The 25969-nt window shown below is 67.1% G+C and carries 23 protein-coding genes; 8 read left to right on the forward strand and 15 right to left on the reverse strand.

What is annotated here, in order from left to right:
* Positions 1 to 44 precede the first annotated feature (44 nt).
* Genes FHW83_RS04965 through FHW83_RS04975 form a run of 3 tightly spaced genes read left to right on the forward strand, consistent with a single transcriptional unit; the run spans position 45 to position 4266 of the window.
* A complete protein-coding gene (locus FHW83_RS04965) occupies positions 45 to 1667 on the forward strand; it encodes an MFS transporter (RefSeq protein WP_176645251.1) in 1623 nt (540 codons plus the stop codon).
* 2 nt (positions 1668 to 1669) lie between these two features.
* Positions 1670 to 2881, forward strand: a complete 1212-nt coding sequence (locus FHW83_RS04970; protein WP_176645252.1) for an HlyD family secretion protein — start codon at positions 1670 to 1672, stop codon at positions 2879 to 2881.
* Complete coding sequence (locus tag FHW83_RS04975; RefSeq protein ID WP_229224023.1) at positions 2878 to 4266, forward strand: efflux transporter outer membrane subunit; 1389 nt, start codon at positions 2878 to 2880, stop codon at positions 4264 to 4266. The genes FHW83_RS04970 and FHW83_RS04975 overlap by 4 nt, the downstream gene beginning before the upstream one ends.
* Here the strand turns inward: FHW83_RS04975 and FHW83_RS04980 are convergent.
* The 9 genes from FHW83_RS04980 to FHW83_RS05020 form a co-directional block, all read right to left on the reverse strand.
* Positions 4256 to 4717, reverse strand: a complete 462-nt coding sequence (locus FHW83_RS04980) for a GyrI-like domain-containing protein (protein WP_176645253.1) — start codon at positions 4715 to 4717, stop codon at positions 4256 to 4258. The two genes, FHW83_RS04975 and FHW83_RS04980, sit on opposite strands and share 11 nt — an antisense overlap.
* A complete protein-coding gene (locus FHW83_RS04985) occupies positions 4689 to 7814 on the reverse strand; it encodes an efflux RND transporter permease subunit (RefSeq protein WP_176645254.1) in 3126 nt (1041 codons plus the stop codon). Before FHW83_RS04985 ends, FHW83_RS04980 begins: the two co-directional genes overlap by 29 nt.
* A 9-nt stretch (positions 7815 to 7823) precedes the next feature.
* Positions 7824 to 8978 carry an efflux RND transporter periplasmic adaptor subunit gene (locus FHW83_RS04990; RefSeq protein ID WP_176645255.1) on the reverse strand — a complete coding sequence of 385 codons (1155 nt, stop codon included), beginning with the start codon at positions 8976 to 8978 and terminating at the stop codon, positions 7824 to 7826.
* A gap of 15 nt (positions 8979 to 8993) precedes the next feature.
* The gene (locus tag FHW83_RS04995) at positions 8994 to 10457 is read right to left on the reverse strand and encodes an efflux transporter outer membrane subunit (protein ID WP_176645256.1); all 1464 of its coding nucleotides are present in this window, start codon (positions 10455 to 10457) and stop codon (positions 8994 to 8996) included.
* Positions 10454 to 11152, reverse strand: coding sequence for a CerR family C-terminal domain-containing protein (locus tag FHW83_RS05000; RefSeq protein ID WP_176645257.1), 699 nt, complete (start codon positions 11150 to 11152; stop codon positions 10454 to 10456). Before FHW83_RS05000 ends, FHW83_RS04995 begins: the two co-directional genes overlap by 4 nt.
* Before the next feature lie 145 nt (positions 11153 to 11297).
* A complete protein-coding gene (locus FHW83_RS05005) occupies positions 11298 to 12482 on the reverse strand; it encodes a diguanylate cyclase (protein WP_176645258.1) in 1185 nt (394 codons plus the stop codon).
* Positions 12483 to 12733: 251 nt separating this feature from the next.
* The gene (locus FHW83_RS05010) at positions 12734 to 14086 is read right to left on the reverse strand and encodes a response regulator (protein WP_176645259.1); all 1353 of its coding nucleotides are present in this window, start codon (positions 14084 to 14086) and stop codon (positions 12734 to 12736) included.
* Positions 14087 to 14139: 53 nt separating this feature from the next.
* Complete coding sequence (locus FHW83_RS05015; RefSeq protein ID WP_176645260.1) at positions 14140 to 14889, reverse strand: 2OG-Fe dioxygenase family protein; 750 nt, start codon at positions 14887 to 14889, stop codon at positions 14140 to 14142.
* A gap of 4 nt (positions 14890 to 14893) precedes the next feature.
* Positions 14894 to 15352 carry a MarR family winged helix-turn-helix transcriptional regulator gene (locus tag FHW83_RS05020; RefSeq protein ID WP_176645261.1) on the reverse strand — a complete coding sequence of 153 codons (459 nt, stop codon included), beginning with the start codon at positions 15350 to 15352 and terminating at the stop codon, positions 14894 to 14896.
* Positions 15353 to 15469: 117 nt separating this feature from the next.
* Between FHW83_RS05020 and FHW83_RS05025 the strand changes: the two genes are divergently transcribed.
* Both FHW83_RS05025 and FHW83_RS05030 read left to right on the forward strand, forming a co-directional pair.
* The gene (locus FHW83_RS05025) at positions 15470 to 16555 is read left to right on the forward strand and encodes an HD-GYP domain-containing protein (RefSeq protein ID WP_176645262.1); all 1086 of its coding nucleotides are present in this window, start codon (positions 15470 to 15472) and stop codon (positions 16553 to 16555) included.
* Positions 16556 to 16557: 2 nt separating this feature from the next.
* Positions 16558 to 18489: a CHASE domain-containing protein gene (locus FHW83_RS05030; protein WP_176645263.1), complete on the forward strand. Its 1932-nt coding sequence runs from the start codon at positions 16558 to 16560 to the stop codon at positions 18487 to 18489.
* Here FHW83_RS05030 and FHW83_RS05035 read toward each other — a convergent pair.
* Together FHW83_RS05035 and FHW83_RS05040 are read right to left on the reverse strand one after the other, a co-directional pair.
* On the reverse strand, positions 18477 to 19295 hold the full coding sequence (locus FHW83_RS05035; RefSeq protein WP_176645264.1) for a sugar phosphate isomerase/epimerase: 819 nt from the start codon (positions 19293 to 19295) through the stop codon (positions 18477 to 18479). The two genes, FHW83_RS05030 and FHW83_RS05035, sit on opposite strands and share 13 nt — an antisense overlap.
* Before the next feature lie 87 nt (positions 19296 to 19382).
* Entirely contained in the window at positions 19383 to 20222 is an 840-nt protein-coding gene (locus tag FHW83_RS05040) for a phytanoyl-CoA dioxygenase family protein (RefSeq protein ID WP_176645265.1), read from the reverse strand.
* Between the two features lie 108 nt (positions 20223 to 20330).
* Between FHW83_RS05040 and FHW83_RS05045 the strand changes: the two genes are divergently transcribed.
* The gene (locus FHW83_RS05045; RefSeq protein ID WP_229224024.1) at positions 20331 to 21272 is read left to right on the forward strand and encodes a LysR family transcriptional regulator; all 942 of its coding nucleotides are present in this window, start codon (positions 20331 to 20333) and stop codon (positions 21270 to 21272) included.
* 31 nt (positions 21273 to 21303) lie between these two features.
* Here the strand turns inward: FHW83_RS05045 and FHW83_RS05050 are convergent, their stop codons facing one another.
* The 3 genes from FHW83_RS05050 to FHW83_RS05060 form a co-directional block, all read right to left on the reverse strand.
* Positions 21304 to 21591: an XRE family transcriptional regulator gene (locus tag FHW83_RS05050; RefSeq protein ID WP_176645266.1), complete on the reverse strand. Its 288-nt coding sequence runs from the start codon at positions 21589 to 21591 to the stop codon at positions 21304 to 21306.
* Between the two features lie 14 nt (positions 21592 to 21605).
* Positions 21606 to 21689 carry a type II toxin-antitoxin system RelE/ParE family toxin gene (locus FHW83_RS30585; RefSeq protein ID WP_229224057.1) on the reverse strand — a complete coding sequence of 28 codons (84 nt, stop codon included), beginning with the start codon at positions 21687 to 21689 and terminating at the stop codon, positions 21606 to 21608.
* 86 nt (positions 21690 to 21775) lie between these two features.
* The gene (locus FHW83_RS05060; protein WP_229224025.1) at positions 21776 to 22819 is read right to left on the reverse strand and encodes a hypothetical protein; all 1044 of its coding nucleotides are present in this window, start codon (positions 22817 to 22819) and stop codon (positions 21776 to 21778) included.
* A gap of 138 nt (positions 22820 to 22957) precedes the next feature.
* Between FHW83_RS05060 and FHW83_RS05065 the strand changes: the two genes are divergently transcribed.
* A complete protein-coding gene (locus tag FHW83_RS05065; RefSeq protein ID WP_176645268.1) occupies positions 22958 to 23410 on the forward strand; it encodes a hypothetical protein in 453 nt (150 codons plus the stop codon).
* Positions 23411 to 23491: 81 nt separating this feature from the next.
* Positions 23492 to 23821: an apolipophorin gene (locus tag FHW83_RS05070; RefSeq protein ID WP_176645269.1), complete on the forward strand. Its 330-nt coding sequence runs from the start codon at positions 23492 to 23494 to the stop codon at positions 23819 to 23821.
* Here FHW83_RS05070 and FHW83_RS05075 read toward each other — a convergent pair whose 3' ends face one another.
* Entirely contained in the window at positions 23822 to 25675 is a 1854-nt protein-coding gene (locus tag FHW83_RS05075) for a GGDEF domain-containing protein (protein WP_229224058.1), read from the reverse strand.
* Positions 25676 to 25969 lie beyond the last annotated feature (294 nt).

Here is a 25969-nt window from a genome sequence, read left to right on the forward strand (position 1 = left end):
CATAGTGATATGCTCCCCATAACGCCTTTCGCCCCTCTCCCAACATGGACGTTTACGCCCCCCAAGTCTGGCAGCCGCACGAGCGTCCCACCTTGCCCGGATCGCCGTCCAATCCCCATCATCCGTTCGAAAAGCGCATCGCCTTCCTGGTGGTGGGCTTTATCGTGGCGATCACCGGCGGCCTGGGAAACGCGCTGGTGTCGGTCAATCTGCCTTATCTGCAAGGATCGCTGGGCGTTTACTCGGCCGAGATCCAGTGGCTGCCGGCCGCTTACGTGATGGCGAATGTCTCCATGAACCTGTTGCTGGTCAAGTTCCGCCAGCAGTACGGTTTGCGGCTGTTCACGGAATTGTTTTTGGTGCTGTACGCGGTGGCCACGGTGGCGCACCTGTTCGTGCACGGATTGGGATCGGCCATCGCGGTGCGCGCGGCGCACGGCATGAGCGGCGCGGCGCTGACCACCTTGGGCCTGTATTACACGCTGCAGGCTTTTCCGGCCGAGCACCGGCTCAAGGGCGCGGTGCTGGGCATCGGTTTCTCGCAGCTGGCCACGCCGATGGCGCGGCTGTTCTCGTCGGAGCTGATGGAGATCGCCGAATGGCGCGGGCTGTATTTCTTCGAGTTGGGGCTGGCGCTGGTGTCGTTGGGCTGTGTGCTGTTCCTCAAGCTGCCGCACGGCGACCGCGTCAAGGCGTTCGAGAAAATGGACTTCGTCACCTTCGGCCTGTTCGCGCCCGGTGTGGCGCTGCTGTCGGCGGTGCTGGCGCTTGGCCGCACGGTGTGGTGGCTGGAGTCGCGCTGGCTTGGCTATTGCCTGGCGGGCGCCATCGTGCTGATCGCGGCGGCGCTGGCGATCGAGCATAATCGCGCGCGCCCGCTGCTCAGCACGCGCTGGCTGAGCAACGCCAATATGGCGCGGCTGGCGTTGTCGGTGCTGCTGATCCGCGTGGTGCAGTCGGAGGCCAGCGGCACGGTGGGCTTCCTGCAGGCGCTGGGCCTGAACAACGACCAGATGCTGACGCTGTGGTGGATTGTGATGTTTGGCGCCTTTGCCGGCATGGTGGTCAGCGCGATGACGATCACGCCGGCGCGCGTGCCGGGGCAGCTGATTTTTTCGCTGGCGGTGATGGCGCTGGGGGCGTACCTGGATTCCGACGCGACCAATCTCACGCGGCCGTCGGATTTGTATGTCTCGCAGTTCCTGCTGGGGTTTGGCGGCGCGCTGTTTGTGGGGCCGACGTTTATCTCCGGCTTTGGCGCGGTGATCGCGGCGCCGAATAATCTGATCAGCTTCTCGGTCATGTTCAGCATCACGCAAACGCTGGGCAGCCTGCTGGGCACGGCCTTGACCGGCACTTTCCAGGTGTGGCGCGAGAAGTATCACTCCAGCATTCTGGTCGAGCATCTGACGCTGCTCGATCCGCAGGTGGCGGCGCGCATCCAGTCCGGCGGCCTGGCGTCGCTGGGCGGCGTGGCCACGCGCGAGGCCAACATCCTCGCATATAACGATGTGTTCCTGGCGATCACGGTGCTGGCGCTGCTGACCATGGCGTGGCTGCTGGCGCACTATCTGTGGACGATATGCGTGGTGTGCCAGCCGAAGGCTGCGCACAATGCGCAAACCGGCATGGCCAATGTCTCTCTTAACAATTCGGGATCTCGCTGAATATGGCAAACAACAACACTCCAGACAATGCATCTTCCTCCGAGAGCCGCGTAGCGGCGGTCGCCGCAGCGGCCGCGGCGGCAGCGGTTGCGGCGGCGGCGCCCAGCGCGCCGGCGCCGGACCGGCGGGCGCAGATTATTTCGGCGTTGTTGTTTTCGCTGGTGGCGCTGGTGGGCGTGTTGATCGTGCTGTACGCGTGGCGGCTGCCGCCGTTCAGCAGCGCCATCGTCTCGACCGAGAACGCGCTGGTGCGCGGGCAGGTGACCCTGATCGGCACGCAGTTGCCCGGTTATGTGGTGGATGTGAAGGTGCAGGATTTCCAGTACGTGAAGCAGGGCGATTTGCTGGCGCAGATCGATGACCGCATTTATCAGCAGCGTTACGAGCAGGCGCAGGCGCAGCTGGCGGCGCAGAAGGCGGCGCTGGACAACTGGGCGCAGGCGCATCGCACGGCGGAAGCGGGCGTGGTGCTGAATCAGGCCACGCTGGCGAACGCCGAGGCGCAGGCGGCCAAGGCGCTGGCGGATTTGAAGCGGGTCGATTCGCTGGCGACCGATGGCTCGCTGTCCTTGCGCGAGCAGGACTCGTCGCGCGCGGCGCGGGCGCAGACAACGGCGGCGGTGTCGCAGGCGCGCGCGAGTCTGGAGATCGCCAGGCAGCAGGTGCGAACGGTGGCGGTGAACAAGCAGTCGCTGGAGGCGGCGGTGGCGGCGGCGGAAGCGGCGCTGAAGGCGGCCAAGGTGGATCTGGAGAACACGCGCATCACGGCGCCGGAAGATGGCCAGCTCGGGCAGGTCACGGTGCGCAAGGGCGCGTACGTGAACACCGGCGCGCAGTTGATGGGATTGGTGCCCAAGCAGCTGTGGGTGATCGCCAACCTGAAAGAGACGCAGATGAACAATGTGCAGGTGGGGCAGCCGGCCACCTTCAAGGTCGATGCGCTGGATGGCGCGCAACTGACCGGCGTGGTGGAGCGGATCTCGCCGGCCACCGGCTCGGAGTTCAGCGTGCTGCCGGCCGATAACGCGACCGGCAACTACGTCAAGATCGCGCAGCGCATCCCGGTGCGGATCAGGATCGACGGCGGCCAGGCCAAGGCGCGCCGGCTGGCGCCCGGCATGTCGGTCATCGTCAGCATCGACACCTCGGTGCGGGTGCGCGACAACGAGCAGGCGCCGCCCCCCGCGCGCGCGGCCGCCGGAGCGCAGCCATGATGTGGCGCGGGAGCAGGGCGGCGGTGGTGGCCGCCGCCTGCCTGCTGGCCGGGTGCGCGGCGACGGTGGCGCTGCCGCCGGCTTCTTCGTTGCAGACGCCGGCGGCGTGGCGCAGCGCCGTGCAAGGGCAGGCCGGCACGCCGGTGGCGCGCGAATGGTGGCAGCGTTTCGGCGATCCGGCGCTGACGGCGCTGGTCAACAAGGCGTTGGAGAATAACGGCGACCTGCGCATCGCCCGCGCGCGCGTGGCGCAGTATCGCGCGCAGGTAGGTGTCACCGCCGCCGGCCAGAAAGCCAACGTCATCGTCGACAGCGCGCCGACGCGCACGCGCCAGCTGGCCTACAACGGCGTGCCTTATGTGACCAATGTCTACCAGGCCGAATTCCAGGCCAGTTATGAAGTCGATGTGTGGGGCCGCCTGGCCGCGCTGACCGACGCCGCCACCGCCACCTATCAGGCCGAGCAGGCCAATGCCGACGCGGCCGCGCTGTCGATCGCCGCCACCGTGGCCTCGGGCTACCTCAACCTGCGCGGCCTCGATGCGCAACTGGCGCTGACCGAGGCCACGCTCAAGCTGCGCGAGGAATCGGCCCGGCTGGCGCAGAAGCAGTTCGAGGTCGGCTACAGCTCGCGGCTGGAATGGCTGCAGGCGCAGGCCGAATACCAGACCACGGCGGAACAGGTGCCGCAACTGCGGCGCGCCATCTTCGAGCAGGAAAACGCGCTGTCCATCCTCGCCGGCGGCAACCCCGGTCCGATCACGCGCGGCGTCGAACTGGCGCAGCTGGAAGCGCCCGAGGTGCCGGCCGGGCTTCCGTCCGAACTGCTGCGCCGCCGTCCCGATATCGCGCGCGCCGAGTACAACCTGATCGCCGTCAACGCCAACCTGCAAGCCACGCGCGACCAGTTGCTGCCGTCGTTCAAACTGACGGCGGTGGGCGGCGTGCAGAACCTGAAATGGCATGACTTCGTGAACGCGCCGACCGCGTTGTGGCGGCTGACCGGCGCCGTCGCCGCTCCCGTGTTCGAGGGCGACCGCGTGCAGCACCAAACCGACGCGGTGGCGGCGCAGCGCGACCAGGCCATCTATGCGTATGAAAATGCGGTGCGCACCGCGTTTGCGGAAACCGACAACAGCCTTGGCGCCATCGTGCGTTTGAAGGAACAGGCGGTGCAGAACGATGCGCGCCGCGCCACGGCGGCCGAAACCCTGCGTATCGCGCACAACCGCTATCGCAACGGCTACGCTTCGTATCTGGAGGAGCTGGACGCCCAACGCACGCTGTTCACAGCGGACGTCGGGCGCTTGCAGTTGAAGACGCGGATACTGGTGGCCTCGGTGGACCTGTACCGCGCCATGGGAGGCGGCTGGACTAAGCCTTGACCGGAATGCAGAGTTCCGAGGTGAAGACGCCGGTGTCCGGGTCCATGGCGTAATCGGCCGGATAGCGCTCGAAGCAGACGCCTTCGGCGGCCTTGCCTTCGGCCTGCAGCTGGCCGAAGAATTCGCCCCATGCCGCCGGCACCTGGTCGGCCGTGCCCTTGAACTGGGCCACGGCGTAGCGGCCGGCCGGAATGCTGCCCAGCTGCGCCGGCGGCTTGGCCTCGTAATCGGCCGACACTTCCACGCAGGCGTCGTAACGGCACTCGCTGGCCGGCGTGGTGGATGGATCATCCTGCGCCACGCCGTACGTCACCTTGCCCACCAGGCCGTAGGCCTTCTGCCACGGCGTGAACACCTCTTTCCAGAATTCGCCGATGCCGGCGCCGAACGGGCCCTTGTAGCGCAGGTAGGCCACGCGGACTTCAGGCAGTTCTTTTATCTCGTATTTCATGTAAGTCTCCTTGTTTGGGCGGCGCTTCCTTGCGCAGCTTGCGCATCATGCGCTTCATCCAGTGTTCCAGGTCGTCGACGTAGGTGAACACCGCCGGCACCACCAACAGGCTCAGTAGCGTCGAGGTGATCAGGCCGCCGATCACCGTGATCGCCATCGGTGAGCGGAAGCTCGGATCGGCGCCCCAGCCCAGGGCCAGCGGCATCATGCCCGCGCCCATGGCGATGGTGGTCATCAGGATAGGCCGGCTACGCTTGTGGCAGGCATCGACCAGCGCCTCGAATCGACCCATGCCATCCCGACGCGCCAGAATAGCATAATCAACTAACAAGATTGAGTTTTTGGTCACGATACCCATCAGCATGATCAGACCGATCATGGACGGCATGGACAACGCGCTGTTGGTCACCAGCAGCGCCACGAAGGCGCCGCCGATCGACAGCGGCAGCGCCGCCAGGATCGTGGCCGGCTGCATGAAGTCCTTGAACAGCAGCACCAGCACGCAGTAGATGCACAACACGCCGATCAGCATGGCGATGCCGAAGCTGGCGAACAGCGCGGCCATCTCCTGGGTGTCGCCCAGTTCCGCGATCTTCACCGACGGCGGCAGGTTCTTAAGCGACGGCAGCGCGCGCGCTTCCTCGTTCACCTCACCCAGCGCGCGCTTGCCCAGCTCCACCTCCAGCGTGACGTTGCGGCTGCGGTTCAGGCGATTGATCTGTGCCGGGCCGCTTTCCATGGTGATCTCGGCCACGGTGGCCAGCAGCACCGGGCCGTTCTTGCCCGGCACCGTCAGGCGGCCGATGGCGTCCAGGTCGGCGCGCACGGCGTCCGGCAGCTTGACGCGGATCGGCACCTGGCGCTCCGGCAGGTTCATCTTGGTCAGGTCGGTGTCGTAGTCGCCGGCGGTGGCCACGCGCACCGTCTGGCCGATCGAGGCGGCCGTCACGCCCAGGTCCGCCGCCTTGGCGAAGTCCGGCTTGACGATGATCTCCGGACGCACCAGCGAGGCGGTCGAGCGCACATTGCCCACGCCCTTCAGGGTGCGCAGCTCACGCTCGGCCTTTTGCGCCGCTTCCTTCAGCGCCACCGGGTCCTCGGAGCGCAGCACCAACTGCATCTTGACGCCGTTGTCGGCCGGGCCGACCTTGAAGCGGGCGCCTGGAATGGCGTCCATCTTGTGGCGGATGGCTTCCTCGATGTCGGCCATCGATTCCTTGCGGTCGGTGCGGTGGGCGGTGGTCAGGGTCAGCACGGCGCTGCGCGCCTCGGCCGCCGCGCCGGGCGCGAAGGCGTCGCCGCTGGAACCGCCGCCGATGGAGCTGAATACCGACTTCACGCCCTTGACCTCCATCGCGGCCTGGCGCGCGCGCTCGGCGATGATGCTGGTCTCGGCCAGGGTGGAGCCGGGCGGCAGTTCCAGGTTGATCTGGGTCTGCGCGCGGTCGGCGGCCGGCACGAAGCCGGTCGGCAGCAGGCCCACCAGCATGATCGAGCAGACGAAGAACACGCCGGCCGCGATCGCGGTGACCAAGCGGTGCTTCAGGCACCAGCGCATGACGGCGATGTAGCGCGCCATGACCGGGCCATCCTTCTCTTCCTTGTGCGCGGCCGGCTTGAGGATGTAGGCGGCCATCATCGGCGTCAGCAGACGCGCCACCACCAGCGACGCCAGCACCGCGATCACGGCGGTCCAGCCGAACTGCTTGAAGAACAGGCCGGGGATGCCGCTCATGAAGGCGGTCGGCAGGAACACGGCCACCAGCGCGAAGGTGGTGGCGATCACCGCCATGCCGATTTCGTCAGCCGCTTCCAGCGCCGCCTCCATCGGGGTTTTACCCATGCGCAGGTGGCGCTCGATGTTTTCGATTTCGACGATGGCGTCGTCCACCAGCACGCCGACCACCAGGGCCAGCGACAGCAGCGTCACGGTGTTGAGCGTGTAGCCGAACAGGTAGATGCCGAGGAAGGCCGGCAGCACTGACAGCGGCAGCGCGGCCGCCGCCACCACGGTGGCGCGCCAGTCGCGCAGGAACCACCACACCACCAGCACGGCCAGGATGGCGCCTTCGTACAGCAGCTCCATCGAGCCCTCGAAGTTCTCCTCGACCGGATGGGCGTTGTCGATCACCTGTTTCAGTTCGACTTTTGGATTGGCTTTTTGCAGTTCCTCGACGGCGGCGCGCGCGCCCTTGGCGACCGCAGTTTCGCTGGCGCCCTTGGTGCGGAAGATTTCGAAGCCGATCACCGGCTTGCCGTCCTGCAGGGCGATGGCGCGCGGTTCGGACACGGTGTCGGTCACGCTGGCCGCCTGGTCGAGCCGCACGCGGCGGCCGTCCGGCAGCGGCAGATCGATGGCGGCCAGCTCGGCGGCCGTCTTCACGGTGGCGATGGTGCGCACCGATTGTTCGGCGCCACTGACGTCTCCGCGTCCGCCCGGCGCTTCCTTCTGCACCTGGCGCAGCTGGCGCGAGACGTCCAGCGCGGACACGCGCAGCGCCGCCATGCGGGCGTCGTCCAGCTCCACGCGGATCTCGCGATACACGCCGCCCACGCGCTTGACCGCGCCCACGCCGGGTACCGCCAGCAGGCGCTTGGCGACGGTGTTGTCGACGAACCAGCTGACCTCCTGCGCGTCCATTTTCTCGCCCGGGCCGTCGGCGGCCGCCGCGGTGAAGGTGAGCACCACGCGGCCGGCGGTGGAGGCCTTGGTCACGCTGGGGTCGCGCAGCTCGGCCGGCATGTCGGCCTTGACGCGGGCCACGGCGTCGCGCACGTCGTTCACCGCGTCGGAGATGTTCTTCTCCAGGATGAATTCGACGGTGGTGGTGGAGACGCCATCGAGCACGGTGGTGTAGATGTTCTTCACGCCTTGCAGGGTGGCGACCGAGTCCTCGATCTTGCGCGAGACCTCGGTTTCCAGCTGCGCCGGCGCGCTGCCGTCCAGCGTGGCGGTGACGGTCACGATGGGCAGTTCGATGTCCGGGAAGTCCTGCACCGGATTGGCCTTGTAGGCCATGAAGCCCGCCAGCGACAGCAATGCGAACAGCATGATCGCCGGGATCGGGTTTTTGATGGAAAGGGCGGAAAAGTTCATGAGGCGTCCTTATTTGGCGCGCGCCGGCGCGGCCGCGCTGGCGAGGTTGTCCGCCACGATGTGCACCAAGTCGCCGTCGTTGAGGAAGCCGGCGCCGCGCACCACGATCTGCGTGTCCGGGGTGAGGCCGCCCAGCACCTCGATGCGGTCGCCCAGGCGGCGGCCCGGCTGCACCTTGATCTGGCTGACGTGCTTGTCGGCGTTGAGGCGGAACACGAAGCTGAAGCCGTCGCGCACCACGATGGCCTGCTGCGGCACCGTCATGGCCGACGAGGCGCCCAGCTCGAACTGGCCGCTGGCGAACATGCCGGCCTTGAATGGCGCGTCCTTGCTGCCGGCGTTGAGCGGCAGGTCGACGTAGACCAGCGCGGAGCGGGTTTGCGGATCGACCGTGGGCGCGATCATGCGCACCTTGCCGATGACCTCGCTGCCGTTGGCGGCCTTCACCGTGGCGCTGACGCCGGGCTTGAGGTTGCGCAGGTCGGCCGCCACCACTTCGGCGCGCCATTCGAGGCGGCCCTGGCGGATCATGCGGAACAGTTCCGTGCCGGCGTTGGACACCGCGCCCACGGTGGCGCTGCGGGCGGAGATGACGCCGCTGTCCGGCGCCACCACTCTGGTGTATTTCAGGCGCAGTTGCTGGCTCGCCAGCGCCGCCTTGGCCGAGGCGATGCGGGCGTTGGCGGTTTGCTCGGCGGTGTTGTACTGGCTGATCTGCTGGGCGCTCAGGGCGCCCGAGTTTTGCAGCGTGCGGGCGCGCGCGGCGTTGGCGGCGGCGTCGGCGGCGTTGGCCTCGGCCTCGTGCAGGGCGGCTTGCGCCTGCGCCAGGTCGGCGTTGACGGTGTCGGCGGAGAACACGGCCAGCACCTCGCCGGCCTTCACCACGTCGCCGACGTTGACGCGCACCTCGGTCAGGCGCAGGCCGTTCGATTCGCTGCTCACGCTGGCCTCCTGCCAGGCGGCGACGTTGCCGTTGGCGGCCAGCTTGATCGGCAGGCTGGCGTTGGAGGGCTTGGTGGTGGTGACGGTGAGGGCGGCCTTGGGCGCCTCGGCCTTTTTGTCGTCGGCCGCCTGCGTGGCGGGGGCGTAGGCGGCGATGCCGGCGGCGGCCAGCGCGAAGGCGGCTGCCAGGAGATAGGCGAGTGGTTTGAGTTTGGTTTTCATGATGGGCTGTGCTGATTAGTTGGCGGCGATGGCGGCGGGCGCGTTCCAGCCGCCGCCGGCGGCGCGGTAGAGGGCGACCCAGGCGGCGCTGCGCTCGCGTTGCAGGTTGATGACGGTTTGTTCGGCGGCCAGGCGCGTGCGGCGCGCGTCCTCCAGTTCGAACAGGCTGGCCATGCCGTTCTTGTAGCGGTCCTCGACGGCGGTGTAGTTGGCGCGGTAGCCTTCCAGCGAGGTTTGCGCGTCGCCGGCGCGGGCGGCGGTGCTGTCGAGGTTGACCAGCGCCTGTTCGACCTCGCTCACGGCGTTGCGCACGGTGGCGCGGTAGCTGGAGACGGCGGCGTCGTAGCGCGCGCTGGCCGCGTCGACGTTGGCGCGGCGGCGGCCGGCGTCGAACACCGGCACCGAGATGGCCACCGGGCCGATGGTCCAGGTGTCGGTTTTGGTGTTGTCGCCGGCGGCGCGGAAGTTGGCCACGCCGACGGAGCCGGACAGCGTCAGGCGCGGATAACGCTGCGCCTGGGCGTTGCCGACGTCCGCGCTCGATGCCGCCACTTCGCGTTCGGCGCTGAACACGTCCGGCCGCTGGCTCAGGATCTGCGCCGGCAGCGCCGCAATCGGCATCGACGGCGCGGCGAAGACGGCGTAGCCAGCGGCTCCCGGCGTGGCGCCGCCGTTTGGCCCGGCCGCGCCGGCGCCGGCGGCTTGCGCGCTGGCGGCGAGTTTCTGGCGCAGGTCTGGCTCGGCTATCGCGGTCAGGGCCGACAGCACTTTGACGTCGACGTCGCAGGCCGCGCGTTGGGCGATGTAGCGGCTGTTGCCCTCGGCGGCGCTGGCGCGCGCCAGCGACAGGCTGGCGGGCGACTGGAAGCCGGCCGAGGCGCTGAGTTCGGTCAGCCTGGCCGTGTCGGCGCGCGACACGGCATCCTGCTTCGCCACCGCCAACAGCTGCTCGCAGGCGCGCAAGCCGTAGTACTGGTTCGCCACCTCGGCCGCCACCGACACGCGGGCGTCATGCCATCCCGCGTGCGCGCTGTCGAGGCGCGCCTGCGCCGCGTCGCGCGCCGCGCGGTTGGCGCCGAACACGTCGATCTCCCACGACGCGTTCAAGGCCGCCTGCGAGGTGGTCCCCATCGGCAGCGCCGACTGCTGGTTGGAGCGGTTGACGCTGGCCGCCGCGTCCAGGTTCGGCGCCAGCGCGGCGCCGGCCGCGACCCGTTCGGAACGCGACTGCGCGATGCGCGAGGCCGCCGACGCCACGCTCGGACTGACCGTCTGCGCCGACTCGATCAACTCCACCAGCAAGCCGTCGGACTGGCCGCGCCACCAGGTGGCGAGATCGGCCTGGCTGCCGTTGTGCGGCAACGGCGCCTGCCACTGCTGGGGCGCCAGCGAATCCACCTGCTTCGCCGGGCCCTGCACGGCGCAGGCGCTCAGCGTCGCCGCGACAGCCAATACTGTCGCGCGTAAAAAGATACTCATGCTTTCCCTTGTTGAAGTTTGGTTTTTTCCGCATTGACCAAGGCCTCGGCGAACACCGTCAGATGCGAGGCCCACTCGGCCACCGCCGCCGGCGACGCCATCATGTGCGGCGTGATCGCCGCCACGATGTCGCGTCCGATCAGCATCTGCACGCACATGGAGGCGATCGCATAGGCGAGACGGTGCACGCCGTCGTCCGGCTTCTTCTTGCCCAGGTGGCGGCACAGCACCCCCACCAGCGCCATGTGCTCCGGCTTGATGTTGTTCTCGATCTCCTGCTGCCAGATGCCGGTCGGCTCCAGCATCTCGCGGTAGAACAGGCGCAGCATCACGTCGGCGTCGCCGCCCGCCAGCAGCGGCTCGATCATCTGCCGGTAATAGCCCTGCAGCGATTCGCGCAGCGTGAAGTGGGGCTGGTCGAACATGGCGATGTTGTTCTCGACCGGGGTGCAGATGGCCGTGAAGCAGGCCTGGTACAAGCCGGCCTTGTCGCCAAAGTAGTAGCTGATCGCCGCCACGTTGGCGTTGGCCGCCTGCGCGATCTCGCGCGTCGAGGTCTTGGAGAAGCCCTGTTCGCCGAACAGGCGCATGGCCGCTTGCAGCAGTCGCTCGCGCGACTGCTCACCGTCCGAACGGGGCTTGCGCGCGTCTTCGGCTGGCTGGCTGGAATCGTGTTGGAGTGGTTTAGCGTTCATGGCCGGCATTACATCACATAATTCAAACAAATGATATAACTAAATCGATTGTTTAATTTATTGTTGGGTGGTCTTGTCCCTGTGTAGACGCGCGCCGGCCTGCAATATTGCAGCATTTGAAAATTTTTTTAGCGGGGGAGGGGCGTCAGGCCAGGCGGGCGGCGGCGGGCGGCGGCACGTCCTCGCCGTACACGCTCAGGCGGTTGCGGCCGTGGCGCTTGGCGTGGTACAGCGCCTGGTCGGCGCGGCGCAGGGCCTCGTCCCATTGCAGGTCGTCGGCCAGGCAGGCGGCCGCGCCCAGGCTGACGGTCAGCGTCAGGCGCTGGCCGTCGATCAGCAGCGGCGTGGTTTCGATCAGCGCGCGCAGGCGTTCGCCGGCCTGGCGGGCGTGGCCGGCGCCGGCGATCAGCACGGCGAACTCCTCGCCGCCGATGCGGAAGCGCGCGTCATAGCCGCGCAGCGCCTGCGCCGCGACGTTGGTCACGTGGCGGATGGCGGCGTCGCCCACGGCGTGGCCGTGCTGGTCGTTGATGGTCTTGAAGTGGTCGATGTCGAAGGTGAGGAAGTGCAGCGGCGCGCCGCCACGGCGGTGGCGCTGGAACTCGCGCTCGGCCATGTCGAGCAGGGCGCGGCGGTTGAACCAGCCGGTCAGGCTGTCGGTCAGCGAGGCGCTGCGCAGCGCCAGCTCCTGGTGGCGGATCACGATCAGCGCGCAGCACATGGTGGCCAGCGACAGGAAGGCCAGCACCGCCAGCGAGCCGCCGGTCTGCCAGATCTGGTTGCCGAGGAAGGTCAGTCGCGGCGGCTCGCCCAGGGCCAGGAACAGGGCGCGCAGCGACATCTGCGTCATGAAGGCGGCCTCCACCAGCAGCAGCGGCAGGCAGGCGCCGCGCATGGCGGCCTCGGGATGGCGCGCCAGCAGCCACACCACGCTGGCGTTGATGCCCACCACGAACGGGGTCAGCAGCAACAGGCGCTGGCTGACCGGGCCATGGGCATAGTCGCTCGCGTGCAGCGCCAGCACGGCCAGCGCCAGCGCCGCCAGCCAGTCGTAGCGCGGGCGCAGGCCGAGATGGCGGCGCACCCCGGCCAGGATCAGGTAATGGCCGCCGATGTAGAACACGTTGGCGACGCCGGGCGCCAGCGCGAACGGCAGCGCGCTACGCATGGCCAGCAGGGCGATGGCGTTGGAGGCGAGGAAGGACAGGCCGGCCGCCGACCAGTCCAGCAGGCAGGGCGCGCGCCGGCTGGCGCGATGCAGGAGATACATCGTGGCCGCCATGATGGTGCTGGCCAGCGCCGACACGATGACCAGGGTGAAGGAGTCCATGCACGCGAGTATAAATGTTTGCGGCGCGGAAAATATCACCAATTCCCACGCGGCGCGGCGCGCCGGCAAAAAAAAACCCGCGACCACACGGTGCGGGTTGAATTCCAATGTTCAGCGAACGGTTGGAGGAGACAGTTCCCACTATACCCCTCTTTATGTTGCGGCGCAATACCGTAAAACTACGTTGTTCATCCCTCCATGGAGGTAGATTTTCACGCAAGTCTTGCTGCGATGCACATGCTTTCAAGTAACTAGTTACGCGGCAGCGCCAGGGTGAAGGTGCTGCCGTGGCCGAAGTCGCTCTTGAAGAACAGCGAGCCGCCGATCAGGTTGGCCAGGTTCTGGCACAGGTACAGGCCCAGGCCGGCGCCCTCGGCGTGGCGGGTGGAGGTCGAGTCGAGTTGCGAGAAGGCCTGGAACAGCTTGGCCTGGTCCTCCTCGCGGATGCCGGCGCCGCTGTCGGCCACCGAGAAGTCGATGATGCGCTTGCCGCCCTCGGCGGGGCGCTCGGTCAGCGTCACGCGCACGGTGCCGGTCTCGGTGAACTTGATGGCGTTGTTGCCGAGGTTGAGCAGGATCTGCGTCAGCGCGCGGCGGTCGGTCTCCAGCACGATGGCCGGATCGGCCAGCTCCATCTCCAGCGCCAGGTTCTTTTGCAGCGCCAGCGGGCGCAGCGTGTCGACCACGTCCCTGACCACCTCCTGGCACTGCACCGTCTCCAGCTCCAGCGTGACCTTGCCGGCCTCGATCTTGGCGACGTCGAGGATGTCGTTGATCAGCGACAGCAGGTGGCGCGCGCTGGTGCGGATGGTGTTGAGCTGCTTGTCCTGCTCCGGCGTCAGCGGGCCGGGCAGCTTCATCAGCAGCGCGCCGGTGAAGCCGATGATGGCGTTGAGCGGGGTGCGCAGCTCGTGCGACATGTTGGCGATGAAGGCCGACTTCATGCGGCTGGCCTCGGCCAGCTCGAGGTTCTTCAGCGCGATCTCGCGGTTGATGGTTTCCAGCTCGCCGGCGTGGTGCGCCAGCCGCATGTTGAGCTCGATCACCTGGCGCTCGCGCGCCTGCAGCTCGGCGTTGACCTGCACCGCCTGCTCGTAGGTGGAGATCAGCAGGTCGAGGATTTGCTGGCGGTCGGCGTTGATGAAGTGCTTCTGCTCGCCCAGGTAGAGCGCGATGCCGATCTCCATGTTCTGGTTCTTGCGCAACTTCTGGTTCATCAGCATGTGGCCGATGCGGTTGAGCAAGTAGTCCTCGGCGTAGGGCTTGCGGATGAAGTTGTCGGCGCCGCATTCGATGCCGCGGATGATGTCCTTGGGGTCCATCAGCGAGGTCACCAGGATCACCGGGATGTCGCGCAGCTCGTCGTCGGTCTTGATGGCGCGGCACAGCGCGTAGCCATCCATCTCCGGCATCACGATGTCGGACAGCACCAGGTGCGGCTTGCGCTCGCGGATCGCCTCCTGCGCCAGCTTGCCGTTGGGCGCCACGCGCGCGCCATAGCGCATCGACTGGATCAAGCGGCGCAGCCGCTCGGCCTGGGTGGGGCTGTCCTCGACGATCAGGATTTCGATTTCATCGGGCTGTATTTCGTAGCTGGTGTCCACGGACCACCCTCCTGGTGCATAGTTAGCTGAAGAGACTATATCGGATTAGCCCCTCAAGTGGAAGTTTCCTGTCCCTGGAACGCGCCGGCGCGCCAGGTCAGCACCAGCGTGTCGCGGTGGCCGTGCGCGGCCAGCGGCTGGATCGGGGTGGATTCATGGATGACAGTGGCGTCGTCCAGCAGCAGCAGGGTCCATGGCTCGGTCATGGTGAACCGCTTGCCGTTGGGGCCGTCGGCCTCGAACACGCGCGTCTCGCCGCCCTTGATGCCCTCGCGCGCGACCAGCAGCACGGCCACGAAGTCGACGCCGTCGCGGTGCGCGCCCTCGGGCGTGGGGCGGCCGATGCCGTCGGTGGTGTCGATGCGGAACTGGTGCGCCTCGACGTACCATGGCGCGGCGGGATCGCGCTCGCCGCGCGCCGCGCCGCACAGCTGGCCGATGGCGGCGATCAGCGCCGGCCAGGCCGGTTGCGCCACCGTGGCCGGCAGCACCGGCTCGAACAGGCGGTGCATGCCGCCGTGCAGGGCGTTGTATTCGAGCGGCTGCCAGTGCGCGCGGTGCGCGGTCTGGGTCAGCTGGCGCCCCTGCTGCACGAAGCACGAGTGGCGGCGCCGGCGGTAGCGGCCGCCGTCCTTGAGGTAATTGTCGAGCGCCAGCGTGTCCCAGCTCGGGGCCAGGTCGTTCAGCGCGGCCAGCGGCACGCCGGCCAGCGCCGCCACGTCCCGCGCGCACAGCAGCGCGTAGCCATCGCGCCGCAACGCCGCGGCGGCCTCGGCCAGCGGCGTGTAGAGAGGTGTCGTCATGATCTTAGGCGGCGGAAGCCATCAGGCTGGCGCGCAGTTCGTCGAGTTGTTTTTTCATGTCCACCACCTGGTCCAGCGTGCAGCGCGTGGCCTGCAGGATGGACGGCGGCAGCTTGGCGGCCTCGTGGCGCAGGGCGTCGCCGTGCGGGGTCAGCTTGATGATCACCTGGCGCTCGTCGTTGGCGGCGCGGGTGCGGGTCAGCAGCTCGGCCGCCTCCATGCGCTTCAGCAGCGGGGTCAGCGTGGCCGAGTCGAGGAACAGGCGTTCGCCCACCTCCGAGACGGTCAGTTCGTTCTTCTCCCACAGCACCATCATCACGAGGTACTGGGAATAGGTGAGCCCGAGACCGCGCAACAGCTTGCGGTACAGCTTGCTCATGGCCAGCGAGGTCGAATACAGCGCAAAGCAGAGCTGCGCGTCGAGCTGCGGGACGGTCGAGGGGGGAGGGGTGTGCGTGTCCATGTCCGCAGTATAGGTAGTGTGCTATATAATTGCAAGCTAGGCGGGGAAAAATAGTTTTGGCGGGCAATTCCGCTGCGGTTATGATGGTGGGGAGAACACAGGGGGGAGTGGCGGCAGATGAATGTCAAAAAGGCCATCGTGCTGATCGTCGATGAGGCTACGGACCAGCTGATCCAGATGAACGGCATGCTCGAGGATCAGTACGAGGTCCGGCTGGCCAACAGCGGCCGCGCCGCGCTGGACATCATGCAACACGTGCCGCGCCCGCACCTGGTGGTGGCCGACGCCGACCTGGCCGGCGTGGACGGCTACAGCCTGTGCCAGCAGCTCAAGTCCAGCCCGGACACGGCCGACATTCCCGTGATCCTGCTGCAACGCGCGGCCGACGCCCAGCGCGCGCTGGACGCCTGCGCCGCCGACGTGGTGCCCAAGCCGGTGCCGGCCGGGGTGTTGCGCGCGCGCGTCGACACCCACCTGCAGCTGCGCCACTCGCGCGAGCTGCTCAAGCAGCAGCGCAACCTGCTGGAGCACGTGGTGGAAGAGGTCACGCTGGAGCTGAGCCAGATGCTGGACGCCATGATCTGGGCCATGGCCTCGCTGGCCGAGACGCGCGAGTACGAAACCGCCAACCACCTGCGCCGCGTGCAGCACTACATCGCCGCGCTGGCGCGCCAGCTGCGACACCACAAGCGCTTCGAGGAGGAGCTGAGCGACGCCAACATCAAGGCGCTGTTCAAGGCGGCGCCGCTGCACGACATCGGCAAGGTGTCGATCCCGGACGCCATCCTGCTCAAGCCGGACCGCCTGACCGACGCCGAGTTCGAGATCATGAAGAAGCACACGGTGTACGGCCGCGACGCCATCGTCAACGTCGAGCACGCGCTGGGCTACACCAACACCTTCCTGCGCTACGCGCGCGAGATCACCTACTCGCACCAGGAAAAATATGACGGCTCGGGCTATCCGGAGGGCCTGGCCGGCGACGCCATCCCGATGTCGGCGCGCCTGATGGCGGTGGCCGACGTGTACGACGCGCTGATTTCCAAGCGCGTCTACAAGCCGGCGTTCACCCACGAGACCGCGATGGAGATGATACGGCAGGGAAGCGGCGAACACTTCGACCCCGACGTGGTGGACGCCATGCTGACGGTGGAGGAGGAGTTCATGGCCATCGCCGAACGCTACAGCGACCCGGCCGCCTGATCATGGTGCGCGGGCGCGGCTACCTGGCTTTCTTTGTCGGGATCTGCCTGACGGCCTGGACCTGCTATTTCGTGCTGGAGGAGCAGCAGAAGCTGCAGGTGCGCGCCAGCTTCCAGCACGACACCGAGAAGGTGGCGCGCGACACCCAGAACCGCCTGCAGATCTACTTCGACACGCTGCACGGTATGAAGGGCCTGTACGCGGTCGACGACAGCATCGACCGCCTGCACTTCCACCGCTTCATCGAGGAGCTGAAGGTCGAGCGGCGCTATCCCGGCTTCCAGGCGCTGCAGTTCGTGCGCATGGTGCCGGAGGCGCAGCTGCCGGCCTTCGTCGAGCGCGTCAGGCGCGACACCGCGCTGGCGCCGGACGGCTATCCCGGCTTCCACGTCCACCCGGCCAACCGCCGCGCGGTGCATTACATCATCGAATATACCGAGCCGCTCAAGGGCAACGAGAACGCCTTCGGGCTCGACCTGTCGGCGCTGCCGCCGCACCTGAAGGCGCTGGAGCTGGGGCGCGACAGCGGCGAGATCGTCGCCACCGAGCGCATCACGCTGGTGCAGGACGCCAGCGGCGAGCCGGGCTTCGTGGCGCGCGCGCCGGTGTACCGCAACGGCATGCCGCTCGACACCACGGCGCAGCGGCGCGAGGCGCTGGTCGGCTTCGTGGCCATCGTGTTCCGCGTGAACACCCTGATGCGCGAGGTGATCGACAGCGCCCTGCTGCAGCACCTGCACGTGCGCATCGAGGATGGCGGCTTCCAGAACGGCAAGCCGCCGGGGCCCGGCGTCGACACCCTGCTGTACGACAGCGACGGCCGGGTCGAAGGCCACCAGGAGCGCGCCGACGCGGTGCCGGGGCTGACGGCCAGCACCGTGATGCCGGTCGGGCAGCGCAACTGGATCATCAAGTTCGAGGGCCGCTCCGGCGGGCGCTATGGACGCTCGCAGCTGCCGGTGGTGCTGATCGCCGTCGTCGGCGTCATCATCAGCGCGCTGATCGCCTTGCTGCTGGTGGCCAACCGGCGCGAGTCGGACGCGCGCCACGGGCTCGAGTTCAGCCTCAAGGAACTGGAGCTGCAGAAGAACAACGTGGAGATGGCGCGCAACGACCTGGCGCGCGTGGTGGCCACGCTCAAGCAGGCGCAAAGCAATCTGCAGACCTCGGAGAAGATGGCGTCGCTGGGGGCGCTGGTGGCCGGCGTGGCGCACGAGTTGAACACGCCGATCGGCAACAGCCTGCTGACCGCCAGCGCGCTGGGCGACATGGTGCGCGACTTCGAGCGCCGGCTGAGGGAGGACGGCGGCCTGAAACGCTCGGCGCTGGAGGCGCACCTGAACGACGCGCGCAAGGCCTGCGACATCATGAACAACTCGCTGACGCGGGCGGCCGACCTGATCACCTCCTTCAAGCAGGTGGCGGTGGACCAGGCCAGCGGCCAGCGGCGCCGCTTCCGCCTGGACGAGGTGGTGCACGACACGCTGGCCACCTACGCGGCGCAGCTGCGGCGCGCCGCCTGCGCGGTGACGGTGGACGTGCCGCCGGACATCGTGTTCGACTCCTACCCCGGCAGCCTGAGCCAGGTCATCAGCAACCTGATCGGCAACGCCCTGCTGCACGGCTTCGATGGCCGCGAGAGCGGCGCGCTGGCCATCATCGCGCGGCGCGAGGGGGAGGACCTGGCCATGCTGCAGCTGCGGGACAACGGCATCGGCATGACCGACGTGGTGCTGCACAAGATCTTCGATCCCTTCTTCACCACCAAGATGGGGCAGGGCGGTTCCGGGCTGGGGATGAATATCGTTTATAACATTGTGACCGGGGTGTTGAAGGGCACCATCCGGGTGGAGTCGGTGCCGGCGGAGGGCACCAGCGTGACGCTGGTGCTGCCGCTGTGGCTGCCGGAGGAGGCCGCGGTTCAGGCGGCGTAGCGCTGGCGCAGCAGGGCCAGCATGGCCACGTTCAGCTCCCACGCGTTCGATACTTCCTTTTGCGTGTAGGGCAGGGTCTGGGTGTACGGGACCGGGCCGAATTCCGGCGTCAGCGTCATGCGCGCCGCGCCGGCCGCCTTGCGCAGGCGGATCACCTCGTCCCACCACGACAGGTGCGCCTCCAGCGCGGCCCGCGCTTCCGGCGCGCGGAAGTCGGCCACCTGCGGGCCCTGCGCATGGCCGACGCGGGCGTGGATGTGGCGCACGTGCGGCAGGGTCGCGGCCAGCGTCCGCGGCTGGTCTTCCAGCAGCGACTCGCAGGCGCAGCACCAGTGCGACAGGTCGGCGGTGAGCTCCAGCTCCGGCATCTGCCGCAGGTAGGGCAGCAGCAGCATCGGGTGGCCGCTGAAGCGGCTGCGGTGGATCTCGTGGTAGATCGGCACGCCGTGCTGGCGCGCGATGTCGGCCGCCAGTGCCAGCAGTTCGAGGTTTTGCTCGGGCGTGAAGTAGTCCTTGCCGGTGTGCGAGTTGACGTGCAGCGGCTTGGCGGCGCAGGCGTTGTGCAGCAGTTCGGCCAGCGCCTGCTTGTGCGGCTCGAAGGCCGGGTGGAACACGGTCTCCCATTGGGCCACGATCAGGCCCAGCCCGGCGTCGGCGATCTGGCGCGTCCATGCGTCGCGTTCCACGGCGTCCAGCGGCAGCGACATTTCGATGCCGTCGAAGCCGGCCGCCTTCACACGTTCGATGAAGACCGGCGCCGGCAGTTCGTTATTGCCCCATTGGGCGGCGAAGATTTCAATTTTCATGTTGGCTCGTCGTTCCCGCGCAGGCGGGAACCCATAGGCCGCCGGCGCGAATACTCGGTATGGGTCCCGGCCTGCGCCGGGACGACGTTAGAGGAAGCCGCGCACCGGCAGCTTGTCGTCGCGCTGGATCCAGTTGCGCGGCGAGTAGCGGGTGGCGCCGTCGGTCACGTGCAGGGTGTAGGCGTGGCGCGAGACCGGCGAGCGGTTCGGCGCGCTGTAGTGCGGCAGCAGGCCGTGGAAGCACACCAGGCTGCCGGCCTTGCATTCGAGCGGCACGGCGGTGCTGTCGTCCGGCCAAGGCAGGTCGCTGAGCTTTTCCATGCGCACGTTGTCGCCGTCGCGCAGGAAGCGCTCGCGCATCGGGCCGCGATGGCCGCCCGGCTCGGCCCACATGCAGCCGTTGTCCAGCGTAGCGTCCTCCAGCGCGAACCAGAAGGTGGTGACGCTGACCGGATCGGTGTCGAAGTAGGTGGCGTCCTGGTGCCAGCGCACCTCGCCGCCGATGCCGGGTTGCTTGAAGATGTACATCGATTGCCAGACCCTGGGGTCGGACAGGCCGATCTCGCGCGCCAGTTCTTCCAGGCGGGCGTCGGCGGTGAAGGCGCGGAACACCGGGTCGAGATCGTGCATGGCGTGGCCGATCTTGTTGATCGACAGCGACTTGGCCTGCTTCAGCTGGCCGTCCGGGCCGAAGGCCTCCTCTTCAAAGAAGCAGCGGATGGTGTTGTCGGAGCCGAGGAAGTAATCGTCGGTGGTCTTTTCCTGCTCGACGGTGCTGAAAATGCCGGATTGGGCGGCCGGATCGAAATCGTTGACAATCTCGGCGGCGCGGGCGCGCAGGCGGGCGATCTCTTCGGCGGTCTTGAAACCGGGGATGACGATGTAGCCATCGCGTTGATATTGTTGTTTTTGCGCTTCCGTCAGCATGTCCAGCTCCCGTGGGAATAGTCGATGTCGCCATTGTACGGAGCGGGGCGGGGGCCCACAATCGGCAAAAGGTTGACACATTGTCGCTGAAATGGAGACAATCGCCCCATGGATCAGTTACGGGCGATGGAAATCTTTGTCGAGGTGGCAAGGCTGCGCAGCTTCAGCGAGGCCGGGCGTCGCCTCGGCCTGACGCGCGCCATGGTCAGCAAGCACGTTCTGCAGCTGGAGGACAAGCTGGGCGCGCGCCTGCTGCACCGCTCCACGCGCGAGGTGAGCCTGACCGATGCCGGCCAGGCCTATCTGGCGCCCTGCGCGGCGGCTGTGGCGCAGGCCCAGGAAGCGGCGCGGGTGGTGGCGCAGAGCGGCGACGATCTGGCGGGCCCGCTGCGGGTGCAGGCGCCGTCGAGTTTTGGCAGCGAGTGGCTGGCCGGCGCGCTGGCGCGCTTCGCGTTGCAGCATCCGCTGCTGGAGCCGATGTTGTACGTGGACGACGCGCTGCTCGACCCGATCGCGCATGGTTTCGATCTGACGATACGGGTCGGCGGCATACCGGACGTGCACGCGCTGGCGATACGGCCGCTGGCGCCTTGCCGTGGCGTGCTGTGCGCCGCGCCGGACTATCTGGCGCGGCATGGCGTGCCGCGCACGCCGCAGGATCTGCAACAGCACCGCTGCCTGCACTTCAGCCACCTGACCGACGGCACCCAATGGCACTTCACGCGCGGCGAGGAGCGGGTGTCGGTGCGCGTGCCCGCCGCGTTCACCGCCAACAATGGCCTGGTGCTGCAGCAAGCCGCGCAGCGCGGCCTGGGCATCGTCTACAACACCACCTTCCTGGCGTGGCGCAGCCTGCTGGAGGGCACGCTGGTGCCGGTGCTGGGCGACTGGGAACTGCCGCTGAACCACCTGAGCGCCCTGTACCCCGCCAGCCGCCAGCCGTCGCCCAAAGTACGCGCCCTGATCGACTTCCTGGTCGCGGAGTACCACCCGGTGCCGCCATGGGACCGTGAACTGAACGAGAGTGGATTGTTGTCGTTGTGTGATTGATATTAAGGCGGCATGGTTGAATTACTGGCCTTTATGCCGGGACGAGCTCTATTTTAACTTTTTTGCCTAAGGCGGCGGCTGCGCCGGTCAGTGTAGTGAGGGTCAGGCTGGCGTCGTTTTCATCCAAAAGGCGATTTAGTGAGGCTCGGCTGGTGCGCATTTTTTCAGCGAGGCTGGTCTTGGTCATTTTTTGCCCCTTCATTTCCTGAGCTATCTGCCACGCGATGACCCGCTTCACCGCAACGGCTGCGGCTTCTTCAAGCATGCCTTCCTGCATCAGGAAGTCGTCGAAATTGCTGCCAATATTTTGAGTTTTCATTTCTTGCTCCAGAGTTATTTCATACGTTGCTTTGCAATGCGCAAGTCAGCCAATGGTGTGCGCTGTGACCTTTTGATGAAGCCATGCAGCAGCACCATGGCATTTCCCTCAAGCGTAAATAACACACGGGCTACCCGCCCTGGCAACGATGTCCTCACCCTTAGTGTATCAAATTAGGTACGTTTTATCCGGGTGATCCAGCGATTTCCCAAGCGCCGTTGCGGTAGATCAGATCATCGTCGAGATAGACGCCGTCGGTGACGGCGAACACGTCGATGTGGTAGCGGGCGTCCTTGCGTTTCAGTTGCGGCTTGGTGTAGACGCCGTGCTTGGCGCCCAGCGACAGGTGGATGCCGCACATGCGCTCATAGGTGCCGATGTCGTCCACCATGCGCTCGCGCGAGAACGCGCGGTTCATGCCGAAGCCCAGTTCGCGCAGCCACACCTCGCCCTCGTGCTCGCGGATGATGGACAGCATGTTGTCGAATTCCGGCGTGCTGTTTTCCGCGCCCACCACGCGGCCTTTGTCAACGACGATGGTGATCGGCGTCTCGGGGCGGTTGACCAGGAATTTGGTGTCGCCAAACACGAAGATGCGCGCGCGGCCGCTGACCGCCTCCAAGTCGCGCGCCTCGGTGAACACTTCGCCCAGCGGGTACTGGCCGCCGACGTTGGTCATGCCGCTGTAGTCGCCGATGTTCAGCTTGGCCGACTCGAACGGCGAGGCGAACACCAGCCGCGCGCCGTCGCCGCTGTCGACCGCGCCGTGTTGCGCGCGGTCGATGCGCGCCTTCAGCGCGTGGCCGACGCTGCGGTAATACGCCGGGTCGTAGGCCAGCGAGTCGATGTAGTGCAAGCCCTGCTGGCCCGGCATGCGCGACAGGTGCACGTGCTCGATCACCTTCAGGCCGCGCTTGAACAGTTCGATGCGGATGCGGTAGGCGTCCATGCGGAAGCTGGTCGACTGCACCAGCACCACCAGGTCGCCGGCCCGCAGGCGTTCGAACATGCCCAGGATGACCTCCGGCGTGGTGCTGTCGAAGTCGACGAATTGCGCCGCCGGCACCACGCGGCGGTAGGCCTCGGTCAGCACGCGATTGAGGTCGGTGCGGGTGTCGTAAACGATGAGCGCGGCGTGCGGCGCGCGGTGTTCGATGGCGTGGCTCAGCGTGTCGCGCAGGTTGCGTTCGGCGGCGTCGACAGCGGAGGGGGGCAGGGTGGACGTCATGATGCGTGGTTCAGATGGATCAGCCCGCATTATAAGGGCTGGCACGGCTGCGCTTTCTCCTTGTAATGCCCGGAAGCGCGATATAGAATTAAAAAATAGCCTGCCAGCAACTTCACGGCGATAACAACAGGAAGCAAGATGACCGTATTAATGGGACAGGATTTGCCGCTGGAGCGGCCCGACGCCACCGGGCGCGCAGCGTTGTTTGTGCCGACCGCCGCCATCAAGGGCGACGTGCTGGAGGCCGTGCGCATGGGGGCGGCGATCGTCGGTTACGGCAATCACGACCGCACCTTGACCATTTACTACGAAAGCAACCGTTTCAACGAGCCCAACCTGGTGAAATGGGAGCAAAAGGCGCGCAAGGCCTTCGAACGGCTGGCGGAAAACCTGCCCACCGTGTCCAAGATGGTCAGCAAGCCGGAAAACTTCGAGCAGGTGGGCTACATCAGCAACAAGGGCATCCTGATCCGCCGCATGGAAAAACTGCGTAACTGGCTGGAGAAATCCGACGCCCTCGACAGCGCCCCGGCGTCGGAGCAGATCGACTTCGCGCCGCCGCCCCCGCCCAAGAAAATCGTTGCCGAATAATAAACAGCAAGAAGCGGTGCGCTGCGCTTTGGCGCGCCGTTGTATGCTCCTGGAAAGAACCCATTCTTTCAGGAGATAGTCATGCGTTATATCGCGGTAATGGTGGCGGCGCTGGCGCTGCTGGGCGCCTGCCAGAAAAAGGATGATCCGAGCGAGGCCGGTCCGGCCGAGCGCGCGGGCCGCAAGATCGACCAGGCCACCGAGCAGGCCGGCCAGAAGCTCGACAGCGCCACCCAGCAGGCCAGCCAGCAGCTCAGCGAGGCGGCCAGGGAAACCAGCCAGAAACTCGACCAGGCCAGCGACAAGGCCAGCGAAAAACTCAACGAGGCCACCAAGGAGGCCGGCCGCAAGCTGGAGCAGGCCGGCGAGAAGATGCAGTCGGCCGCCGAGGCGCGCGAAGCCAAGAAGTGATCAGTGCTTTTGCACGGCGTGCCTGATCGAGACCACGTTGGTGTGCTCGGTCGGCGTGGTGGGATGGGTGCCGGGATCGCCGCCCAGCACCACGCTCAGGTCGACGAAGCCGGCGCGCCAGGCGCGTTCCAGATCCTGCTCGATCGCCTCCATCGACGTCAGGTGGAAATTCTCGAAGCCGCGCACGCCGTAGGCGCGGTTGCGGCCGTGCGCCTTGGCCAGGTAGAGCGCCATGTCGACCAGGTTGACCGCGCGCTCCCACGCCAGCGGCTCGCCGCCCGGCACCAGCGGGAATGGCGAGAAGCCGACCGACACGTTCACTGAAATCTGGTGCTCCTGGTAGGTGAGCGATTGCGACGAAATGCTCAACAGGATGCGGCGCGCGATTTCATCCACGCCGTGGCGCGGGATGGCCGGCAGGAAGGCCAGGAATTCCTCGCCGCCCCAGCGCACGATCATGTCGGTTTCGCGCAGCGCCACGCGCAGGTTCTCGGCGATCATCTTCAACACGGCGTCGCCGGCGGCGTGGCCGTAGTTGTCGTTGATGTGCTTGAAGTGGTCGACGTCCAGCAGGAACAGCGCGCCGACGATGTCGTCCTGCCGCTCCCTGGCGTTCAGGCCGCGCATGAAGTCCTGGAAGTGGCGGCGGTTGTACAGCGAGGTCAATGGGTCGAGCGTGGACTGCGCCTTCAGTTCGAGGTTCTTCACCTCCAGCTGGGCGTTGGTGTGGCGCACCTTGCGGTACAACAGGCCCACCACGGCGGCGGCCAGCGCGAACACCAGTGCCAGCAGCCACCACACGCGCTGCTGCAGGCGGCGGTTGTCGATCTCCGCGCCCTTGACCTGGTTCTCGCGGCTCAGCAGCTCGATCTGGCGTTGCTTCTTCTCGGTCTCGTACTTTTCCTGCAGCTCCAGCATGGCCTGCTGGCGGCGCTTCTCGAACAGTTCATCGGAGATGGCGCGCTCGCGGTGATAGGCCTGCACCGCGCCGGCCATGTCGCCGGCGCGTTCCAGCGCCTCGCCATATTCGCGCAGGGCCGCCTGCAGATCCGGCTTGTTGTTCTCCTGCTCGTAGCGCGCCAGTCCCAGCTCGTACTGCTTCTTGCCCTCGGCGATGCGGCCCATGCCGAGGTAGGCCTGGGCGATGTTCAGGCGCGCGGTGGCTTCCACCGATTTGTCGTTGGTCTGCTGGGTCGAGCGCAGCGACTCCTGCGCGTACTGCGCCGCGCGCGCGTAGTCGCGCTGTTTCAGGTAGCTGTCCGACAGGTTGACCAGGGTGACGCCCACCATGCGCTCGGCGCCCAGTTTGCGTTCGATGTCCAGGCTTTGCAGCAGCGCGCGCAGGGCGCGTTGCGGCTGGCCGGAGTCGATCGCCAGCGCGTACTCGGTGTTCTTGGCCATCGACATGCGGCCGGGCGACTTGAGTTTCTCGGTTTCCGCCAGCAGCTCGTCCAGCGTCTCGGACGCGTTCTGGTACTCCTTCATCTGCACATGCAGCTTGGCCAGCGCGTTGAGCGCCGCCACCAGGCTCAGGGCGTCGCCGGCCGGCGGCCGCGCGAGGTCCACCGCGCGCTGCAGCTTGACCAGCGCGGCGGGGAAGTTGCCCTGCTCGGCGTAGGTCTGGCCGGCGGTGATGGTGGCCTGCACCTTGAGCGGATTGTCGCTGGTGGTGAGGGCCAGCTTTTCGGCGTCGAAGGCGAGGCGGTGGGCGGCGTCGACCTCGGCCTGCGCGAACAGCACGTAGACCTTGGCCAGCATGCCCTTGGCGATGATGGCGTTGTCGTGCAGCGACTTGCCGAAGGAGATGACCTGCTCCGCCGCGTCCAGCGCGACGTCGTTTTGCCCGAGCCGCATGCGGGCGGCGCTCATCTGGGTCAGGAATTCGGCGCGGGTGTAGGATGGGGCGGCGGCCAGTTCGGGCTGGAGTTTCAGCAGCTGCGCCAGCGCCTTGTCGGGCACGAAGCGACTGAGCTCGCGGATCTCCAGGATGCGTTCATCCAGCGTGGCCTGAGCCAGCACGCCAGCCGGCGCCAGCGCCAACACCACGGCGGCAACCAGGGTCCGCCGTTTCGTCCGCCACCATCCACCGTTTCTCGATCCCGCCAACTTGACGCCCCCGCGCTCGCACCGCAATGTCTAGACAATTAT

Origin of the sequence: Duganella sp. SG902 (genome assembly GCF_013376005.1) — a bacterium.
GTDB lineage: Bacteria > Pseudomonadota > Gammaproteobacteria > Burkholderiales > Burkholderiaceae_D > Rugamonas.